This window comes from Brevibacillus thermoruber 423, assembly GCF_000454065.1.
In the GTDB taxonomy this organism is placed as follows: domain Bacteria; phylum Bacillota; class Bacilli; order Brevibacillales; family Brevibacillaceae; genus Brevibacillus; species Brevibacillus thermoruber.
In genome coordinates, this window is sequence record NZ_KE695649.1 from 685,889 (window position 1) to 704,600 (window position 18,712).

19 protein-coding genes are annotated in these 18,712 nt (G+C 60.9%); 13 read left to right on the forward strand and 6 right to left on the reverse strand.

The window, feature by feature from the left end:
- The first annotated feature begins 173 nt into the window (after window positions 1-173).
- The 7 genes from M516_RS0108280 (at window position 174) to M516_RS0108310 (ending at window position 8,875) form a co-directional block, all read left to right on the forward strand.
- Window positions 174-755: a histidine phosphatase family protein gene (locus M516_RS0108280; RefSeq protein WP_029098709.1), complete on the forward strand. Its 582-nt coding sequence runs from the start codon at window positions 174-176 to the stop codon at window positions 753-755.
- 25 nt (window positions 756-780) lie between these two features.
- Window positions 781-3,036, forward strand: coding sequence for a GGDEF domain-containing protein (locus M516_RS0108285; protein ID WP_238550935.1), 2,256 nt, complete (start codon window positions 781-783; stop codon window positions 3,034-3,036).
- A 173-nt stretch (window positions 3,037-3,209) separates the two neighbouring features.
- Window positions 3,210-4,205, forward strand: coding sequence for an MBL fold metallo-hydrolase (locus tag M516_RS0108290; RefSeq protein ID WP_029098711.1), 996 nt, complete (start codon window positions 3,210-3,212; stop codon window positions 4,203-4,205).
- Between the two features lie 65 nt (window positions 4,206-4,270).
- Window positions 4,271-5,146 carry a hypothetical protein gene (locus M516_RS0108295; protein WP_029098712.1) on the forward strand — a complete coding sequence of 292 codons (876 nt, stop codon included), beginning with the start codon at window positions 4,271-4,273 and terminating at the stop codon, window positions 5,144-5,146.
- A 269-nt stretch (window positions 5,147-5,415) separates the two neighbouring features.
- A complete protein-coding gene (gene refZ, locus M516_RS0108300) occupies window positions 5,416-6,024 on the forward strand; it encodes a forespore capture DNA-binding protein RefZ (RefSeq protein WP_029098713.1) in 609 nt (202 codons plus the stop codon).
- A gap of 42 nt (window positions 6,025-6,066) precedes the next feature.
- Complete coding sequence (locus M516_RS0108305; protein ID WP_238550936.1) at window positions 6,067-8,670, forward strand: septation ring formation regulator EzrA; 2,604 nt, start codon at window positions 6,067-6,069, stop codon at window positions 8,668-8,670.
- A gap of 7 nt (window positions 8,671-8,677) precedes the next feature.
- Complete coding sequence (locus tag M516_RS0108310; RefSeq protein WP_029098715.1) at window positions 8,678-8,875, forward strand: hypothetical protein; 198 nt, start codon at window positions 8,678-8,680, stop codon at window positions 8,873-8,875.
- Window positions 8,876-9,124: 249 nt separating this feature from the next.
- On the opposite strand, the gene M516_RS0108315 is transcribed toward M516_RS0108310, so the two are convergent.
- Both M516_RS0108315 and M516_RS0108320 read right to left on the reverse strand, forming a co-directional pair.
- Window positions 9,125-10,405, reverse strand: a complete 1,281-nt coding sequence (locus tag M516_RS0108315) for a BaiN/RdsA family NAD(P)/FAD-dependent oxidoreductase (protein WP_029098716.1) — start codon at window positions 10,403-10,405, stop codon at window positions 9,125-9,127.
- Between the two features lie 77 nt (window positions 10,406-10,482).
- Window positions 10,483-11,307, reverse strand: a complete 825-nt coding sequence (locus M516_RS0108320) for a hypothetical protein (protein ID WP_029098717.1) — start codon at window positions 11,305-11,307, stop codon at window positions 10,483-10,485.
- 145 nt (window positions 11,308-11,452) lie between these two features.
- Between M516_RS0108320 and M516_RS0108325 the strand changes: the two genes are divergently transcribed.
- A complete protein-coding gene (locus M516_RS0108325; RefSeq protein WP_029098718.1) occupies window positions 11,453-12,532 on the forward strand; it encodes a M42 family metallopeptidase in 1,080 nt (359 codons plus the stop codon).
- A gap of 12 nt (window positions 12,533-12,544) precedes the next feature.
- Window positions 12,545-13,060 carry a hypothetical protein gene (locus M516_RS0108330; RefSeq protein ID WP_029098719.1) on the forward strand — a complete coding sequence of 172 codons (516 nt, stop codon included), beginning with the start codon at window positions 12,545-12,547 and terminating at the stop codon, window positions 13,058-13,060.
- 47 nt (window positions 13,061-13,107) lie between these two features.
- Here the strand turns inward: M516_RS0108330 and M516_RS24305 are convergent, their stop codons facing one another.
- The 4 genes from M516_RS24305 to M516_RS0108350 all read right to left on the reverse strand — a co-directional run bounded on the left by M516_RS24305 (window position 13,108) and on the right by M516_RS0108350 (window position 16,215).
- Window positions 13,108-14,517: an HD domain-containing phosphohydrolase gene (locus tag M516_RS24305; protein ID WP_193746952.1), complete on the reverse strand. Its 1,410-nt coding sequence runs from the start codon at window positions 14,515-14,517 to the stop codon at window positions 13,108-13,110.
- A 126-nt stretch (window positions 14,518-14,643) separates the two neighbouring features.
- Window positions 14,644-14,781 (reverse strand): hypothetical protein, encoded by a 138-nt coding sequence (locus tag M516_RS25510; protein WP_162836736.1) that lies wholly within the window; start codon window positions 14,779-14,781, stop codon window positions 14,644-14,646.
- A 16-nt stretch (window positions 14,782-14,797) separates the two neighbouring features.
- Complete coding sequence (locus tag M516_RS25515; protein WP_156110515.1) at window positions 14,798-14,959, reverse strand: hypothetical protein; 162 nt, start codon at window positions 14,957-14,959, stop codon at window positions 14,798-14,800.
- Window positions 14,956-16,215, reverse strand: coding sequence for an MFS transporter (locus M516_RS0108350; RefSeq protein ID WP_029098720.1), 1,260 nt, complete (start codon window positions 16,213-16,215; stop codon window positions 14,956-14,958). Before M516_RS0108350 ends, M516_RS25515 begins: the two co-directional genes overlap by 4 nt.
- 318 nt (window positions 16,216-16,533) lie before the next feature.
- Between M516_RS0108350 and M516_RS0108360 the strand changes: the two genes are divergently transcribed.
- The 4 genes from M516_RS0108360 (at window position 16,534) to M516_RS0108375 (ending at window position 18,655) form a co-directional block, all read left to right on the forward strand.
- Entirely contained in the window at window positions 16,534-16,758 is a 225-nt protein-coding gene (locus tag M516_RS0108360) for a hypothetical protein (RefSeq protein ID WP_029098721.1), read from the forward strand.
- 201 nt (window positions 16,759-16,959) lie between these two features.
- Window positions 16,960-17,274, forward strand: a complete 315-nt coding sequence (locus tag M516_RS0108365) for a YtrH family sporulation protein (protein WP_029098722.1) — start codon at window positions 16,960-16,962, stop codon at window positions 17,272-17,274.
- Window positions 17,271-17,756, forward strand: coding sequence for a sporulation membrane protein YtrI (locus tag M516_RS0108370; RefSeq protein WP_029098723.1), 486 nt, complete (start codon window positions 17,271-17,273; stop codon window positions 17,754-17,756). Before M516_RS0108365 ends, M516_RS0108370 begins: the two co-directional genes overlap by 4 nt.
- Window positions 17,757-17,878: 122 nt before the next feature.
- Window positions 17,879-18,655: a sporulation protein gene (locus M516_RS0108375; protein ID WP_029098724.1), complete on the forward strand. Its 777-nt coding sequence runs from the start codon at window positions 17,879-17,881 to the stop codon at window positions 18,653-18,655.
- The last annotated feature ends 57 nt before the right edge of the window (window positions 18,656-18,712 follow it).

The following is an 18,712-nucleotide window of genomic DNA, read 5'->3' on the forward strand; positions in this document are numbered from 1 at the left end:
CTCTGACGCGTGGAACCGCACGCTCGTTTCACGCGGACGGGGGAAATGGAGGGGCGAGGAAAAATGGGAATTTTGTCCCAGATGTGTCGCAATCTATATGGAATTGCAAACATTCATCTTATATAATGAAAAAGGACCAGCACCAGAATCACGGCCGGGGAGGAGTAAGCAACTTGGATACGATCGTCTACTTGATTCGCCACGGTGAAACGGATTGGAACCTCGCGCGCCGCATTCAGGGCCACAGCGACGTGGCGCTGAACGAAGCGGGCCTGCGCCAGGCGCGGCAGGTGGCTGCCCGGTTTCGCGGCAAGACCATCCGTGCCGTCTACTCCAGCGATCTCAGCCGGGCGCTGCAAACAGCCCGCCAGATTGCGGAGAACGCCGGCGTCTCCGTTTCCGTCTTGAGCGCGCTCAGGGAGCGGTGCTACGGTCAGTGGGAAGGGTTGACGTACGAGGAAATCAGGGAACGGTTTGCACATCAAGATGAAGTGGCATGCGGAATCGAGACCTTCGAGGGAATGCAACAGCGAGCTGTGACGACGTTGACCGGGCTGGCGGCCGGCCATCCGGGCGAAGAGATTGTCGTCGTATCCCACGGAGGCTTTATTAATTGCTTTTTGCACTACGTGACCAACGGTGAGCAGGGAACGGGCGTAACGCGTATCGACAACACGGCAGTCAACGTGTTCCGTTACACCGGGCAGCGTTGGGAAGTGCTGCAGGTCAATGATACTGACCATTTGGAAAAATGAGAAAACGCTGAGAGAGGGAATTCTCGTGTCAAGCAAAATGTTGGGGAAGTTGGAGACTGTCTTTTCCTACATGGCCCACTTTATTCTGCAATCCTGGCCGGAAAAGCGCCCAGGCATTCTTTTCTTGACAGATTCCGTCGGCCGTTTGCTCAACGTCATCAGGATGCAAGTCGGCCAAACCTGGAATCCCAACGGACTTGACCTGCAAAAGGGCAGCTCGCTTTGCGGCGATGCCCGCTCGCCCGTATCCCGCGCCCTGCGTACGGGAGAGATCACGGTATGTGTGGCGGACAGCGGTCCCCTGGTCTGGGGCGCGTTTCCGCTGTGCGAACGCGACGGGCGTGCCCGCGCCGTTATCGGCATGCTGGCCCCCCAGACGGAGGTAGACTTCGACTTCTGTTCCTTCATGCGCGGATTGGAACCGTTGATCCGGATGGGGTACGATGCCTACATTCAGCACGCCACCAGCGAAATCGTGATGAACCTCGCCAGGCACGACAACACGAAGGACCTGCTGACCAGCTTGGTGGGGCAGATCGCGGACATCGTGGAAAAAGGGTACTGCTCCGCCGTCAGGCTGACGGAAGCCGGAACGCTGAACAGCCGGGAGCTGGTGACCACCGAGCCGGCAGGCGAGGGGGACTGCCACATCAAGCAGGTGGCGGCCCGCCTGGGCGAGCGGATGATCACGCCGTCCGTGTGGGACGAGCACCGCACCGTCGTTTTTCCCATCTCCTGCGAAAACAGGCCGCTGTACGCGCTGTTTCTGCACCTCCCGCCTGACGAGCCGGACTGTGTGTACGACGAACGGGATGTCGCCTTCCTGCAGGAAGTAGGGGAAAAGGCGAGCTACGCCTTGTGGCGGACCATGGTCGCCGATGCGCTGCGCCGCGAGGCCACCCAAAAGGATCTGCTGTATCAGTTGATGACCAGGATTCAGGCGTCCATCGACGTGGAAGACGTGCTGAGCGAGATCGTGACCAGCATCCAGAAGCTCTATCCGACGGCTTTTGTCGAACTGTTTCTGACCGTGGAAACCAACGCCACCACACCCGTCAAACCCCTCTCCTTTCAGGACGATGACGCGTCCACCAGCACGCGGGCGTACCTGGAGGGAAGACTGGTCGTCGATTGCGAAGAGCGCGACGGCATCCCAATGGCCGTGATCGCCGCGCCGCTGTTGGGCAAACAGGGCATTTACGGGGTGCTGCAGCTAACGGCCGAACGGCAGGCAGCACCGGGGCCGCAGGAGACGGAGTACGTCTCGATCCTGGCGGAGACGGCGGGGAAAGCCTTTGAAAACGCCCAGCTCTACCAGCAGTCGCGCAACCTGATCCGGGAGCTGCGCCTGATCAACGAAATGGCACGGCAGTTGAACCGCAGCCTGAATCTGAAGGAAATCCTCGACTTTGTGACGAAGATGCTCCTGGAGACCTTCTCGGCCGAATTTGTCGCCATCCTGCGCAAACGGCCGGATGAAGACCGCTTCGAAGTCATCTCTTCATCGCTGCCCGCGTGTCACGGACGGCTGGTGTCCGCCTCCGAAAAACCGTTGGCGGATGCCGTGGCCGGCAAACAGGTGCTCATGCTCGCACAGCCCGGCGCCAAACCGCTGCCCTTTTCCCTGAAGCCCTGCGCGTCGCTGATGGGAGTGCCGCTGGTGGTGGAAGGAGAGCTGGGAGGCGTGCTGCTCGCTGCCGATTCCCGCCATCATTTCTTTGGTTTTGACGATTATAAACTGCTGGAGATCTTCGGGCAGCACGTCAGCCTGGCCATGACCAACGCCATGCTGCACAACGAAGTGGAGCGGATGGTGATCACCGACAACCTGACCGGTCTCTACACCCGGCGCCACCTGAACGACTGCGTGCGGTCGTCGCTGGAGAAAGACTGCTATGGTTCGCTCCTCTTGATCGACATCGACTATTTCAAAACGGTGAACGACACCTACGGGCATCAGGTGGGCGACGAAGTGCTGCTGCAGGTGTCCGAGCTGATTCGACGCAACATTCGTGAATCGGATATCCCGGCCCGCTGGGGCGGCGAAGAACTGGCGATCTACCTGCCGCGCGTGGACAAGGCGACCGCCCATGGCATCGCCGAGCGCATCCGCTCCCTGGTGGAGGCGGAAACCACTCCGCGGGTCACCATCTCCTGCGGCCTGGCAGCATGGAGCCGGGACCTGCAGCCGCAGTTCAGCGTGGAGGAGCTGTTTCACCAGGCCGACGTCGCCTTGTACGAGGCGAAAAACAAAGGCAGAAACCAAGTGATTCTCGCGTAGGAGCCGGACGAGGCTCTTTGCTTTTTCTTCCTGGATCAGAGAGTGTGAACGTCCATGAGTCCGCTTCCTGATACAGCAAGAAAAGCATCCGCCGACGATGAACCGGCTGCGCCGACAGGGACGTACAAGTCTTTCATAAAGACCCATACACAGACAGGACGGGGGAATGGCGAATGGAAAGTGACAAGCACAAGCGAATTGCGGAGCAAGTGGCGAATGGGGTGTACCGGCTGGAGATTCCCACTCCCTTTTCCGTCGGAGCGGTCAACGTCTATCTGGTGGAAGGGGAGCGTCTGACGCTGGTGGATGCCGGACCGCTGACCGAGGAGGCCTGGCAGGCGCTGACGGACGGACTGGACGAGATCGGATACCGGGTGGAAGCGATTGAACAGGTCATTTTGACCCACCATCACGTCGACCACTGCGGGCTGTTGGAACGGGTCCGTCAGGCGTCGGGAGCGCGCACCTACGCCCATCCGCTCGCCGTCCCGTACGTGGAGTGGCACGAACCGTTTCTCGCCTTTCACGACCGGTTTTTCCACGAGCTCTACCGGGAGAGCGGCGTGCCGGAGGAGAAGCTCTTCCTCATCCGGAAGTTCCACCAGTTGATGATGACGTTTTCGCAGCGCAGCCGCATCGACGGTTTGTTGAAGCACGAACAGACGGCGCCCCATCTGCCCGAGTGGCAGGTTCTCTACACCCCGGGCCACTCGCAGAGCCATCTTTCCCTGTACCGGGCGGCCGATCGCGTCATGATCGCCGGGGATCACATCATCAAGCACATCTCTTCCAACGCCTTTGTCGAGCCGCCCCGTGACCAGTCGCGGGCCCGACCGCTGACCCTGGTGCAGTACCGGACGGCGCTTCAGATGTGCGCCGACATGGAGATCGACCTGGTGCTGTCCGGGCACGGCGAGCCGGTGACCAATCACCGCGAACTGATCCTGGCGCGATTGCAGAAAAACTGGGAGCGGACGGGCATGCTCCGCCGGTTCCTGGCTGACGGCGAAAAGACGGCCTACGAGCTGAACGCGCTTTTGTTTCCGTCGCTGTACGAAAAGGAACTGCCGCTCACGCTCTCGGAGACGCTGGGCCACATCGACCTGTTGGCGATTCTGCACCAGGTGGAGATCAGGAAGAAGGACGGCGTGCTCTACTATTCCCTTTGACCTGCCAGCAGAATAAGCCTTTTCTTCCTCGGAAACCCTAATGGCGACGAGGAGGAGGGACGAACATGCGCAAAGCGTGGAACTTCATATTCTTGCCCCTGCTGTGCGCGGCGCTGGCGGGCTGCAACACGATGGGGGCCAGGCCAAACGCGGCAGCCGCCTTTGACCAGGTCCGCGACCGTTTTGCGGAGCAGGAGGCGTTTGCGTTTTACGGCCAGACCAAGCTGCTGACAGGGGATACCGCCAACGGAAACGTCGTCAGTTTCTCCGGGCGGAAGCATGGGGACGGAATCCTGATGAATGTGAATCTGTCGCAGCCTGAACGGAAACGGGTGAACACCCTGTCGCTTTTGTCCAGGCAGCAGCGGCTGTACGTCAAGCAGGGCAGCGACCGGGAGTGGAAGAGCGTGGGCCGCGACGGGTCATTTCGCCAGGAGTTGAACAACTGGGACCCGGTCTTTGCCTTCCGACAGATGGACGAGTTGAAAAAGAGCGTACTGCCGCTGACCGACCGCAATACGGCAGACGACATCGAAGCGGTGCGGGTGCTGCTGGACTCGACGAGGCTGAAGAATTGGCTGGCGGAACAAATGAAGGAGCAGGCGGGTCCGCATGTCCAGTCCGCCCATCAGCCGCGGCTCAAGCTGGCGATGATGCTCTCCGACGGCGCGTGGAGAGCGCCCCGGCAGGGAGCGGCCATCCAGGCGGCGGAGCCGAACGTTGACGAGATAATCGACCAGATGGAGCTGGAGGCGGAGTACACCGTGTATTACAACAAGACCACCATGCTGCCCACCAGTCTGGTGATGTCCATCCGCTCCGAGTACGACGCCAACAACCAGCGGGTGCTGGAGCACGCCCAGGTGGAGACGTTTCTGCAAAACTACGGACAAGTTCCGCCGCTGCCGGAGCCGACGAGCGCGGAGAAAACGGCAAAGTGAGGGAATGGAAGCAGGCGTTCACGTGCCGCAGGTGCGGTGTGTGAACGCCTTTTTGCGCGGGGCGGGGCGTCGCGGCAGCCGCACCATGTGCGGTCGTGCCGCTTTCGCGTACTTGCTAAAATTGGCAGGAGGAACTCTGGAAAACTTTGTCGAACTATCTACAGGACTATCTGTTTGTTGGCGAATGGTCTGTACAAGGGAATTTGCCTGAGCGGCCTTGCTGCCCGGTTCGGATTTGCGATGGCCGGAACAGGAGAGGGGAATGGCGAATGGATCAGACCAAACTGCGCATTCTGTCGGCAGCGGCCAAGCTGTTTGACATACACGGCTACCACGGCACGTCCGTGCGTCAGATCGCGGAAGAAGCGCGGGTGAACGTCGCGCTCATTTCCTACCACTTCCGGGGAAAACAGGGCGTGCTGGAGACGCTGATCGCCTCATACTTCGAGACGCTGTTTCGTCTGCTGGAAAATCGGGAAAAAGAAGACAGCGGACTGCCTTCCATGGAACGGCTGGAGCGGGTGATTCGCCTCTACCTGTCGTTTCAGCGGGAGCACGCGCCCATCACCCGGCTGATTCAGCGCGAATTGAGCGTGGAGTCCATGCTGGCGCGGGAAGTGATGACGCTGTACCTGAGCCGCTGGAAGCACGGCATCGCCAACGTGATCGAAGAAGGAATCGCTGCGGGAGAGTTTCGCGTCGTGCCGGTGGATCGCATCGCCCTGGCCACGGCCAGCCAGCTCATTTATCCGTTTTTGCAGCCGCAATCGGTGCGGGAAGTCTACTATCTGGAGCCGGCCTCGGAGGAGTTTGCGGAATGGCTGCTCGTCTCCGTCATGCGCTATCTGGAGGCGTGGCTGCTCCCGGCTCGCGGGTAAGCCGGCTCGCGCCACTCGAGAATTTTACGCTAAGGGGTTGTCATGACCGTGAAAAGAAAATGGGTCCTGCTCTGTCTGGCAGGCATGCTGTTATATGCCAATCCGGCGATGGCTACGCCGTTTCCGGACAAAACGGACGAAGTGATTCAAGACGCCGACGGCTATCTGAAACAGAACGAGCGGCAGAGCGCTGCCGAAGCGATCAGGCAGCTCGGCGGCAACTACAAGGTGGTGGTTGTCGAAAGCACCCAGCCGGAGGCCCAAACGCCCGACGAATACGCGAAAAAGCTGTACGACAACTACAACCTGCCCGAGGACACCCTGATGATCGTGCTCGACATCAACACCCAACAGCTTGGGGTGCACGCCGGACCCGCGCTGGAGGCAAAAGGGGCCACCCCGGACATGCTGCGCGAAAAGGTGGCGGCCTACTATGAACCGTTCCGCGTGGAAAAACAGTACCTGCAGGGGATCCAGGCGTTTCTGGCGGAAGTCAAGGGAGAATTGGAAGGGATGAAAAACAAGACGGGCGCAGCGGCAGGTTCCCCTGACGCTGCCCAGCCGTCCGCTCCGGCGGCGAAGCCGGAGGAACAATCGGATGCGGGCCTGCCCTGGTGGCTGTACGGGATCGGCGCGGTCTTTGCCGCTCTCTCCGCTGCGCTGGTGTACGCGATGATCCGCCGCCGCGCCATTTTTGCCCAGGTGGATGCGGTGGAGGAGTGGAAGGACGAACTGGTGGAAAAAATCAACGTCATCGAGGTGGACAAGCCGCTGCGCCGTTCCCGCGGCAAGACCGAGGAGCGGTACATGCATCTGGCCGACCGGAAGGAAAACCTGCTGCGCATCCGCATCCCCGACGTGGAGATGATGATTCTGGACGCGGAGGAGGCGTGCGACCGCTTCCGCTTCCAACTGGCGCTCGGCCTGCTGGCGGAAGCGCGGGACATGCTCGGCGCCATCGAGCAGGAACTGGAGGAACTGAAGACAGATACCACCCAGGTGGTCGCCACGAAAAAGGAAAGCAAGCTGGCCATTCCGGAAATCGGCAAGCAGGTGGAGCAGGTGGAACGGCGCCTGTCCGACCTGCGTCTGGAGTACGGGCTGTCGTTCCACGAACTGAAGACGGCGCTGGATGAGGTGGAAACCATGCGCGCCAAGATCAAGGAAGCGCGCGCGGACGGCGACGACGTGCTGGCCTACGACATCACGCTGAAGGCGCAGAAGCTTCTGGGCACGCTGGCGAGCGACCTGGAGCGGATTCCGGCGCTGATCGGACGCGTGTTGAAGGAGATGCCGGAAGAGTTCAAGCAGTTGGAGGAGGGCATCATCCAGGCGACGGGCGACGGGTACGATCTGAACCGGGACCCGCTGGAAGGCTCCCTGCTGCAGGCCAAGCAGCTCATCAACGCGGCGAAGTCGGCTTTGGAAGAGGGAAGCCTGGACATGGTGGAGACCCATGTCAAAGCGTTTGACGTGCTGATTGACAATACGTACCAGAATATCGAGAACATGGTCCTGAGCCAACGGCAGGCGGCAGCGACCGTTTCCGCGGCGGAACCGGAGGAATGGGAGCAGGCTGGCGGTGAGCCGGATGGGAGCATCGGACACGTCTCTTCTGATGAGATGCCGATCGAGGCGGCGGCGGTGGTTGACCGTTCGGCGGCACCTGCGGCTGCTCTCGCCGATACGGCAGCGGCGGCCATTTCCGCGGCGGCGGCTGAAACCGCATCGGGAGCCGCCGCATTGGGCGCAGCAGGACATGTCTGGACAGGAGAAGGAGAGGAACGGACACCTGCGGCACCGGGGCGCGTTGAAGCCCGGCGGGAGGAAGGCGGTGTCTCCCTCTCCGCAGCGGCGGACGAGGCGCTGACCCAGGCGGAGCGGGAATGGCTGTTTGACACGCCGGCTGCCCTGGGCGGAACGAAATCGGCTGGTGTCAGGGAAAAGGCGGACGACCGGCATGCGGGGGGCATTGCTGTCCGGGAACACCCGGCTGCCCGTCCCGGTGAGAACCCGGCGCTTCAAGCCGAGGAACGCATGGCTGCCAGCCATATGGAAGAACCGGCGGACCAGGAGGACGCAGAATTTGAACTGGTGATTCCCAAGGACCACGATACGCGGGAAGAGGCGGAAGCGGAGGAGCAGCCGGTACCAGAGCGGCTGGTCATCGAGACGGAGGATGACGCCCTCGACGAGCTGGAGCGAATCTCCGGCACGCTGGTGCGGCTTCGCCAGGAGATCAAGCGGAGCTACCTGCCGGGGATTCCGGCCCGGTTGAAATACCTGTTTGAAGACGTGGTGCAGATCCTTGCGCGGATCAAGGCGATGATGGAGCAGTACCGCTACGATCTGGACGAGGTGGCCATCCTGATCAATGAAGCCAATGAACTGCTGCTGGAGACGGAGCGTCTGGCGGAAATGACGATCTCCACCTGCCAAAAGGCGGAGGGAGCGATCCAGTATACCAACCGCTACCGCCGCCAAAACCGGCAGGTGGATGACATGCTGACCAAAGCTGAGCAGGCGTTTCGCCAACTGGCGTTCGACGAGGCGTACCAGCTTGCGGAGGCAGCCCGCCTGATCGTGGAAGGGGCATCCGAAGAGCCGGAAAAAGGATGGCTCTTGCGGCGCAAGAAAAAGGGGTGAGGTGCGGATGATGCTCCCCCTGTTTCTCTTCGCCGTCGGCCTGCTTCTGATGTGGCAGCCCCGCACCAAACGCTGGCGCGCCCGCCTGCTCGCCCACTTCAATGGCGACGAGCGGCGCGTCAGGCAGCGGGCCCATACCTTTTTTCTCCTGGGCTTCGCCTTCATCCTGTCGGCGCTGGCCTACCTGTACCGGCTGACCGTGTAGGGACAGCCGCCCGCAGACAATAACGGACGCCGGGATGTAAAGTCGGAAGGCAAAAAAAAGGGGAGCGCCGACTGTTTCATCGACGCCCCATGTAGGAAGATAAAGGGAGTAGAGGTGTGAGAACCCCGCAACTAGGGGGAGTAGGGGTTCTGCTCACTCTTTTTCCGAAGAAAAGAGTACCTGCTCCATAGTTTTCCCGTTTTCTCCCAATTCAAACCTCTTCGTCTCAAAACGAAGAGGTTTTTTCCGTTACGCCGTCCCCAACGCCATCCGTGCGCTGTGGGTGCCGGCCACGAAGCCGGAGGAGAAGGCGATGGTGATGTTGTATCCGCCGGTGTGGGCGTGCACATCCATCACTTCGCCGGCAAAAAACAGCCCGGTCATCCGCTTTGACTGCATGGTCCGGGGATCGATCTCCTTGACGCTGACGCCGCCCCCCGTGATGAACGCCTCTTCGAGCGACAGGGTGCCGGTCACGGTCAGGGGAAACGCCTTGATCAGCCGGACCAGGGCCATCCACTGCTGTTTGCCCATGTGGTTTCCGGTTTGGTCCTCCGGGATGGCGGCCATCGCCAGCAGCAGCGGAATCATCCGTTCCGGCAGATAGCCTTTCAGCACGTTTTTCGCCGCTTTTTTCGGCTGGTCCTCCAGGAGGCGCCAGCTTTCCTCGGCCACTTCGTCAAGGTGCTTCGCCGGCATCAGGTCGATGGTGAGCTGCAGCGGTGCGTCGCCCTGCTTCCGTTTCGTCACCGAGACGTAATGGCCCATGCGCAGGGCGGCCGGCCCGGAGATGCCAAAGTGGGTGAAAATCATGTCGCCTTCCTGGGTGGTTACCCTTTTGCCTTTGGCGTCGTAAAGCGTCAATGCCACATCGCGCAGGGACAGCCCCTGCAGCGACTTGTCCCGGATGAACGGGTCACTCGCCACCAGCGGCACTTCCGTGGGATACAGTTCGGTGACGGTGTGCCCCGCTTCCCGCGCCCAGGCGTAGCCGTCTCCGGTGGAACCGGTTTGCGGAACGGAGCATCCCCCGACGGCGATCACCACACAGGGGGCGTGGAGCCGCTCGCCGCTACGGAGCTGTACCCCGCAGGTGCGGCCGTCCGCGTACAGGACGCGCTCCACCGGACTGTTCAGGCGAATCTGCACCCCCTGCCGCTTCATCCGCTCGATCAGCGCATTAGCCACGGTAATCGCCTTGTCGGTGACGGGAAACATCCGGCCGCGGTCTTCTTCCTTCAGGGCGACGCCCATCTCTTCGAAGAAGCGGATGATCTCCCGGTTGCCGAACTGGGCAAACGCGCTGTACATGAACCGGCCATTGCCCGGCATCTGCTTGATCAGCTCGTCCATGTCCTTGGCGTTGGTCACGTTGCAGCGCCCGCCGCCGGAGATGATCAGCTTGCGTCCCAGCTTGGCCCCTTTTTCCACCAGGCAGACCCGCGCTCCTTCCCCGGAGGCGGCGATCGCAGCCATCAGCCCGGCCGGTCCGCCGCCGATGACGATCACGTCGTATTCGCTTGCCTTCATGTCTTCTCGTCCTTTGTCGTTGTGATAAATGGCATCTCCCATTGTACCACAGCAAAAGGACGAGCGCTTTCGCCCGTTCAGCCCCGCAGAATGTCCTCCACCGGACGCTTCTCCAGGACGTAGCGGACGACCGACTGATCCCGCAGAAGATCGGTCACCACATAGCCCTGCTCAAAGTAACGGGTAAACAGCGTGCGGGTCGCTTCCCGCCAGGCTGCGGCCGCTCCCATGTCCGCCTGTTTCACCGCCTGAAAATGAGCGGGGACGGGCAGCAGCAGCCGTTCGCCGGAGCAGTCCGGCCGGATGTCCCGCGGGCGGGGCAGCTCGCCGCTCAGGTCGCAGGACAGCACCTCCGGCACACCGGCCGTGTCCGGGCGTCTGGGCTGACCGGCGCGGTGCCGCTCCACCCGGTCGCTGGCGATGAACCACTCGACCAGGAAGCGGTCGGTCGGCAGCCCCCGGTTCAGGTCGTCGTTCAGCTCGCCGTAACAGTCGGGGAGATAACGGCGGACGACGCCGCCCAGCTTGGCGATGTTCAGATAGCCGTTCACCGTCTCCAGCGGGTCGTACGTCCAGGTGATCTTGGGATACCCGGCGAGCAGGGCTTCCTCCCGCTGCATCCATTTCATCCGGACACCCAACCCCTGTTTGCGGTACTCGGGCAGAAATCCCAGCATGTGCGAGCAGAGGTGCAGTTCCCCGTCCGTGTAGCCGGGAAAGCTGTACAGAAAGCCGATCATCCGGTCGCCGTCGTAGGCGCCGAGAAAGAGGCCGCCAAACTTGGCGACCGTCAGCGTCATGTGCAGCGGAATCACGGACGAGCCGCTCCATATGGTTCCTTCCAATGCTTCCAGTTCCTGCAGCTCCGCCTTGTCCGTCAATTTGCGAAAGGTTATGGTCATGACTGCTTCCTCCATCCGTGTGTGTCTGTACATCCATTCGGGGCGGGAACCCGTATTCCTGCCGGATGGGCGGTTGCATCCCGCTACCCCTTGGCTAATAATAGAAGGGACGCGGTTCTCCGCGTACAGGAGGAGGTTTGCTGGAATGGAACATCAGTTTCAGCTTGAGCTGTGGAAGCGATTGACCGAAGCGCCGGGGATTCCCGGTTTTGAAGGGCCCGTGCGAACCGTTATGCGGGAGTACATATCGACGTACACGCAGGAAATCGTCTGCGATAATCTGGGAAGCTTGTTCGGCGTCATGCGCGGGGATGAAAACGGCCCCCGCATCATGGTGGCGGGCCACTTGGACGAAGTGGGCTTCATGGTGACGCGGATCTCGGACAAGGGGTTCCTCTCGTTTCAAACCGTCGGCGGCTGGTGGGGACAGGTCCTGCTGGCCCAGCGGGTGCAGGTCTTGACGCCTGCCGGCGCGATCGACGGAGTGATCAGTTCCATCCCGCCGCACGTGCTGAACGACGATCAGCGCCACCGGCCGATGGACATCCGCAACATGTACATCGACATCGGCGTGGATTCGCGCCAGGAGGCGGAGCGGCTGGGCGTGCGGCCGGGGCAGCCGGTGGTGCCGGTCTGTCCGTTTACCGTGATGGCAAATCCGAAGCGGCTGATGGCAAAAGCGTGGGACAACCGCTACGGCTGCAGCCTGGCGGTAGAGCTGGCCAAGGAACTGCACGAACGCCCCGACCACCCCAACGTGGTCTACGTGGGAGCCACGGTGCAGGAAGAATTGCCGGGCGCCCGCGGGGCCAAGACGGCGGCGGCCGTCATTGAACCGGATCTGTTCCTGGCGCTGGATGCGAGTCCGGCCGGCGACATCCCCGGAGTCAGGGAGGAGGGCGGCAAACTGGGCGGCGGCGTGCTGATGCGGCTGTACGATCCGCTCTTTATTCTGCAGCCGGGACTGCGCGACTTTTTGATCGCGATCTGCGAAGAAGAGAACATCCCCTACCAGTTCTACGTCGCCAAAGGGGGAACGGACGCCGGTCCGGTTCAGTACCACGGAAAGGGCGTTCCTTCCGCTGTCATCGGTATCCCGGCCCGCTACATTCACAGCCATGCGGCCATCATCGACCGGGACGACTACGAAGCGGCCAAGCGCCTGCTGTTTGCCGCCGTGCGCAGGCTGGACCGGTCGGCGCTGGACGCGATCCTGCCGCGCTAGGAGGGACGAGGCGTGAACGCTGTAACGTTTTACACCCGGTGTCAGGGCGAAGAGACGTCGTTTGAGTACAACTTCTACGACAACGGCTTCTCCCCGAGCAATCTGGCCGTCCGCAAAGTTCTTATGGCGATGCTGGAGAGCGTCCGCCCCCGCTTGACCCACCTGGAAGTGGAGTACAACGACGGCATGCTGGCCGACAAACTGGGGGCCCGCCGGGCGGGCGATCTGCTCCGGTTTCTGGGGGCGTCCAAAGCGAACATGAGGGAAACCTACAGCGGGGACGTGGTGGTCAGCCGCGTGTTTCGCGCCCCGCTGACGCCCGAGCGCTACGACTACTTTCATACCCTCCCGGACGTTTCCCAGTTGTCCCACTACCGGCTGCAGGAACAGGAGAAGGACCGGATCGTCTTTTACTTCACCCGTTACCTGCAGTTGATCGCGCCACAGCGGGAAGCGGAACGCTTTGCCGCCCGTCTGGAAGCGTACGGACTGCCGTACAGATGGGTGCCCATCGACGGGGAGGATTGAAAAACAAACAGCCATGTTGCTCCAAACGGGTGAGCAGCATGGCTGTTTTATTGCGGAATGCCCGGTTCCCGGTTGAACGGCGGCTGGGCCAGGGCAATTTCGCGGGCCTCGTCGAAGCGGTCGAGCAGGAGCTGATTGGCCCGGGAGATGTGATGGGCGTGAAAGAACGTCTCTTCCGTCACGCTTTGAAAAAAGGCGTCCACCACTTGGGGACAAAACTGCGTGCCCGTGTTGCGGATGATTTCGTCGCACGCTTTGGAAAAGGAGAGTCCTTTGCGGTAGGCGCGGGACGAGGTCATCGCGTCAAACGCGTCGGCTACGGCGGAGATCCGGGCGACGAGCGGAATGTCCTCTCCCTTCAACCCATCGGGGTACCCTTTTCCGTCAAAGCGTTCGTGATGGTGACGGGTGATGACGAGAATCGTCTCGATCTGCTGCGAATCCTGCGTTCCGGCCTGGGCAAACAGTTTGCGCAGCAGCGCTTCCCCGCGTACCGGATGGGCTTTGATGATCTCGTATTCTTCGTCCGTAAGCCGCCCCGGCTTCAGCAGAATGCTGTCCTCAATGCCGATTTTGCCGATGTCGTGCAGCAGTCCGCCGGTGTACACCGTATCCAGCATCGCCTCGTCCATGCCCATCTGCTTCCCGATGACCCGCATGTAGTAGGCGACCCGCTGGGAGTGGCCCGAGGTGTAGGAATCCCGCTCCTCCAGGGCGACCGCCAGCGATTTCAGGATGCTTTGGTTGGCTTCGGCCAGTTGTTCGCCGCGCCGCTTGGAGCTCAGCAGCAGCTTTTCCTGCCGCTGGGTCAGGTAGATCAGGACGGCCGTGATCAGGTAGCTGCCGGCCACCAGCAGGACCAGCAGCGTCTTGAAGCTGGAAAACTGCTGGTAAAAACGCTCTTCCGACGTGACAATGCCGACGTACCAGTCCCACTGCGGAAAGTAGCGGACGACGGAAATTCTGCTTTCGGGAGAAGCGCCGTCCGGGGGCTGCCACTGATACGAGAGGTGGTGTTTTCCCTCGTTCAGCACTTCCCGGATGAGATAGCGCCCTTCTGGAGTGGGGGTGTTGTTCAGGTTCTGCCCTTCCCATTCGGCATGAACCGTCAGGGTTCCCTGAGAATTGAACGCATACAGGATTTCTCCCTCGCCGATCGTCAACCGGACGGCGCTGCTGTCGCGCGTGCCGTCAGGCCGTTTGGGGCCGGCAATCAGATCCTTCACCCGCTGTTGGGCTTCGGTGAAGGTGAGGGAGCCCTCCTCGACCCGTTCGTGAAACAGGGAAAGGATTTGGAAGACAGTGTCCAACTGCCTGTCCATCGCTTGCACTCCGTTTTTGTAGTACAGCAGTTGTGCCTGTGAGTACCCGAAGAACACGACGCAGGTAAACAGAATGGGCAGCAGCACGAGGAACAAGGGGTAAAGGCGCGATTGGGTTGCAGGTTTTAGAGGCAAGGCGCTACGTCCTTTCCGCATTTTGGTATTCTTCTTCCTCATAATAGGGCAAATCGACATAACCTTCAATAAATTCCCCGAATATTGTCGAAAAATAGTGAAGGAGTGGTCGAACCACTCCTTCCGCTATGTCGAGGGACGATTTGGCCCTTCCAGCTTCTTGTCCCCGTACCCCGGACTGTCGTTTTGCGTGGATGCAGGCTGGACGTTGCGCTCGGCACGCACGTCCTGATTGTTGGAGACGCGTTTTTCCGGTAGCTTCACGTGTGTTTCCCTCCTTTCACAGCCATGGTTTGCGGCTGGCCGTTTCCCCGCGGCTCAGACGCTTGTGCTGCAGGCTGTCTTCGAGATGGATCAACAGGGACGAAAGCGGCAGGCGCAGCAGGATTTTCGCCTCGGCTGCGGGCATCTCCCGCTCGTCGGCTCCCGGTTCCCCATTCATCGGGCTCCCTCCTTTCTGCCGGCTGTCTGCGGCTCTCCCTGTGCGTCCGGCACCCGGCCCCGCTTGTGGCGCGGCATGGCGTACAAGGCAAACAGGCCGAGAATGGCAGCCAGCAGCACCGTTGCCAGCGCGTAGGCGATCCACGGGTAAGGGCTGCCCACTCCGCCCAGCCGTTCCACCAGGGCGCCGCCGATGCTGGTGCCAAGCGCCGTGCCGATCCCGGAGACGAAGTTGGCCACACCGAAGTAGGCGTTCAGCCAGTTCTCCTTGGCAAAATAGCCGACCAGGCTGTCCAGTACGGGCAGAAACAGCATTTCTCCCATAATGAACAGCACGGCCGATGCGCTGAGCGTGACGAACTGCCTGGCAAAGCCGATCCCGAACAGCCCGGCACCCAACAGCGCAATCCCCGCCACAAGCGCCAGATACGGATTGATCCGCGCGAGCACGAAGCGGGAGATAACCCCCTGCAGCAGCACAACGCTGACGGAGTTGATGGTCCAGATCAGGCCGATCAGGGTCGAAGTGTGCAGTACGTGTTCGCCGCGCAGGGGGAGCACCAGGGCAAACTGGGCATAGAACGCCCAGATGAGCAGCGAGATGCCGGAGAACAGCAGGAAACTGCGGTGACGCAGGATGTGCAGATACTCCGGCAGCGGCGTCCGGCGGCAGTCCGGCCCCACGCAGCGGTCGTTGGGCAGCGTCAGCCACGTGATGACGGCCAGCGTGGCAAACACCAGGGAGGCAAGCAGAAAGGGCGTTCGGCCAAGGGCAGTCAGCCAGGTGATGGTCAGCCCGGCGACAATAATCCCCAGATGGGCAAAAATGCCCCGCCAGGAAAAAGCGGCCGTCCGCTCCTCCTCCGCCACGGCGTCGGCAATCGTGGCCTTGATCGTCGGGGCGAGAAGCCCGACGCCCAGCCCGTTTACGCCTGAAAACACGAGAAACAGCCAAAACGTCTGGCCCCAGTGATAGCCGAGCATCGCCAGCCCCTGCAGCAGCGCGCCCGCTATCATGACGGAGCGTCTGCCGAAGCGGTCGGACAGAGGTCCCCCGAGGAGACTGGCCGCCTGATAGGCAATGCTCCCCACCCCGAGAACCAGTCCGACTTGCGCGATGGAAAAGGCTCGCACGTTTTGCAGGAAGACGGGAAACACGGGGACGATCAGATAGGCGGCCAGATGCATGAAAAAAACCAGCGCCAAGAGCAGCGTGTAGGTTTTGTTTCGCCGGAGCGATTCCGTTCCCCAAATCATGGCGCCGCCTCCTTGTGACACAGTCTCTCCGATAGTATGGATGAACGCTGGCAAAAACTATGCACCCGCGCGGCCGTTGGGCGAAAGCGGAAAATCGCGGCGAACAGGCGGCCGTCCAATCCATCCGACTCCCCGCGACATATACCTATTACTGTATACGGCCATGGGCCGAACGTACGGCGCACGGGTACAGGCTGGAGGAACAAGGAGGGACAGATATGAATAGTTTTTTCAAACACGAAGGGTTTGAAGTCATCATCTGGATCCTGGTGATTGTCTTTCTTCTCTCCATTTTCTTTGACGAAGGGATAGAGTAGGATGAGCGCATACCGCCCGATCAGCCGATTGAACCGCTACTACAAAAACAACAAGGGCTTCAGGGCCTGGGTACAGGCCAATGAACAGTGGTTCAAGGAAAATCCGGAAGTGTTCCAGCAGCTTCTGCGCAATCCGAACATGGTCAATCTGTTCATGAATTTGATGGTCATGCACGCACCGCGCATCCAACGCAAGCTGGGCCGGATGAGACGAAAAAAAGGATGAGAACGAGCGGCATGTCAGCGGCAGGCATGCCGTTTTTTCGCGTCCGGGACAGGTTGCGTTTGCGCGGTGTCCCGGGAACTCGCCGGCGACCCGGCGGGCTTGGCATGCTCCCTGTTATGGCACCGGTGTTTTCCTCTTCATATTTGCCTGACAAGCGGCGTAGGGATAAGCATACGCTGCCAAGTCGGGAGGAATGAAGGCATGTCTCAGGTGATTCTTACCTTTTTTATCGCGTACGGCATTGTCGTCGGAGGGTCCCTTTCCGGCGGATTGGGCTATTTTCTGGCGGCAGAAAAACCGCCGCTCTGGTCGATGAAGGAACTGGCGGACCAGTTGAAGATCTGGGGGCTGGTGGGCGCTCTGGGCGGCACGTTCGACTCCTTTTTGCAGATCGAAAAGATCCTCGTGGGCCACTTCCACCCCGTGGTAAAACAGTTGGTGATGATCGTGGTGGCGTTTCTCGGCGCCCACATGGGCACGATCACCGTCCAATGGCTGTGGCAGGTGCGTTCATGAGCGTGAGTCTGTGGAAGCGGTACGTCGCCCTGCTGGTGGTAGGCGCCGTGCTGGGCGGAACCGGGGTGCTGCTGGTATACGGGCGGGAAATGGAGCAAATGCTGGTCCTGAACCAGAGTTTGAAGCTGTTGACGGAGAAATTGCGGGAAGAGAACGAGGCGCTGAGGCAGTCCCAGCGGGTTTCCCGCAAACAGCAGGACGTCGTGATCGAGGAAATCCGCGTGGTCGTGCTGGATCCGAAGCCGCACCCGACGATCGAGGTGCATGTGGTGCGCCGTTTGGAAAAAGACCTCGCCTCCCTGAAGGGCAAAAAAGTGGAGCAGGTGGCCGGCGTGCACGAGGTGCTGCATGAAATGCTCAGGCGCAGGGAGTACGTCGTGGACGACGAGGGCACGATGGCCGAGGTGCGGGTGAAAACGGTGGCGATCAGCCGCGATCTGTTTCTGTTCGTCACAGTGGAAATGAAGCGGGAGGGAACCTGACGGCGAACAGGTGGTATCGCCGGAAAAATCGCCGCCGCGATGAAACTTTCTGCTCCTCCTCCCGTATATCCATACAGAAACTCCGGCGGACTGCGATCCGTAGCGAAGGAGAGAATGAAGCGATGTCGATGTTCAAAAAGCTGCTGGCCAGCGTCGGGATCGGCTCCGCGCAGGTTGACACCCGACTGGAGCAGGATTCCCTCATCCCCGGCGACATGGTGAGAGGGGAAGTCCACATGGTGGGCGGGGACGTAGCCCAGGAGATCGACGACATCTACATGTACGTCGTCACCCACTACGAACGGGAAGTGAACGACAACAAGGTAAAAGAGGAGTGCATACTGGTCAAGCACCGCCTGTCCGAGCGCTTCACGCTGCAGCCGAAAGAACGAAGAGTGCTGCCGTTTGCCTTCCAACTGCCGTACGAGACGCCCCTGACGATGGGGCGGCAGCCGGTCTATCTGCGCACCGGACTGGACATCAAGAACGCCATCGATCCGGGCGATTCCGACTTCATCGAGGTACGGCCCCATCCCCTGATGGAAAAAGTGCTGGACGCCATCCACCTGATCGGGTTCCAACTGTTCAAGGTGGACTGCGAGTACAATCGCTACCTGGGCCGCCGCTATCCGTTCGTGCAGGAATTCGAATTCCGTCCGACCGGCCCGTACCGCAGCCGTCTGGAAGAGCTGGAAGCGGTCTTCCACCTTCGTGACGGAGAGCTGGAAGTGCTGCTGGAACTGGACAAACGGGCGCGCGGTTTCCTGGGCGTCTTTGAAGAAGCGTTCAACCTGGATGAACGGTATGCCCGCTTCCGCCTGACTGCGGCCGATCTGAACCGTCCGACCGATGTGATTGCCGACCAGATCGACGAACTGATCCGCCGTCAAATTCACTAAGCACGGCAAAAAGACTGCCTGGCGAGTGCCGCTCAGGCAGTTTTTTTTCGCTCACGG

Coding starts and splice junctions, on each gene's coding strand:
- M516_RS0108290 (WP_029098711.1), top strand. CDS start 3,210: ATGGAAAGTGACAAGCACAAGCGAATTGCGGAGCAAGTGGCGAATGGG.
- M516_RS0108295 (WP_029098712.1), top strand. CDS start 4,271: ATGCGCAAAGCGTGGAACTTCATATTCTTGCCCCTGCTGTGCGCGGCG.
- refZ (WP_029098713.1), top strand. CDS start 5,416: ATGGATCAGACCAAACTGCGCATTCTGTCGGCAGCGGCCAAGCTGTTT.
- M516_RS0108305 (WP_238550936.1), top strand. CDS start 6,067: ATGACCGTGAAAAGAAAATGGGTCCTGCTCTGTCTGGCAGGCATGCTG.
- M516_RS0108310 (WP_029098715.1), top strand. CDS start 8,678: ATGATGCTCCCCCTGTTTCTCTTCGCCGTCGGCCTGCTTCTGATGTGG.
- M516_RS0108315 (WP_029098716.1), bottom strand. CDS start 10,405: ATGAAGGCAAGCGAATACGACGTGATCGTCATCGGCGGCGGACCGGCC.
- M516_RS0108320 (WP_029098717.1), bottom strand. CDS start 11,307: ATGACCATAACCTTTCGCAAATTGACGGACAAGGCGGAGCTGCAGGAA.
- M516_RS0108325 (WP_029098718.1), top strand. CDS start 11,453: ATGGAACATCAGTTTCAGCTTGAGCTGTGGAAGCGATTGACCGAAGCG.
- M516_RS25515 (WP_156110515.1), bottom strand. CDS start 14,959: ATGAATGGGGAACCGGGAGCCGACGAGCGGGAGATGCCCGCAGCCGAG.
- M516_RS0108350 (WP_029098720.1), bottom strand. CDS start 16,215: ATGATTTGGGGAACGGAATCGCTCCGGCGAAACAAAACCTACACGCTG.
- M516_RS0108360 (WP_029098721.1), top strand. CDS start 16,534: ATGAGCGCATACCGCCCGATCAGCCGATTGAACCGCTACTACAAAAAC.
- M516_RS0108365 (WP_029098722.1), top strand. CDS start 16,960: ATGTCTCAGGTGATTCTTACCTTTTTTATCGCGTACGGCATTGTCGTC.
- M516_RS0108370 (WP_029098723.1), top strand. CDS start 17,271: ATGAGCGTGAGTCTGTGGAAGCGGTACGTCGCCCTGCTGGTGGTAGGC.
- M516_RS0108375 (WP_029098724.1), top strand. CDS start 17,879: ATGTCGATGTTCAAAAAGCTGCTGGCCAGCGTCGGGATCGGCTCCGCG.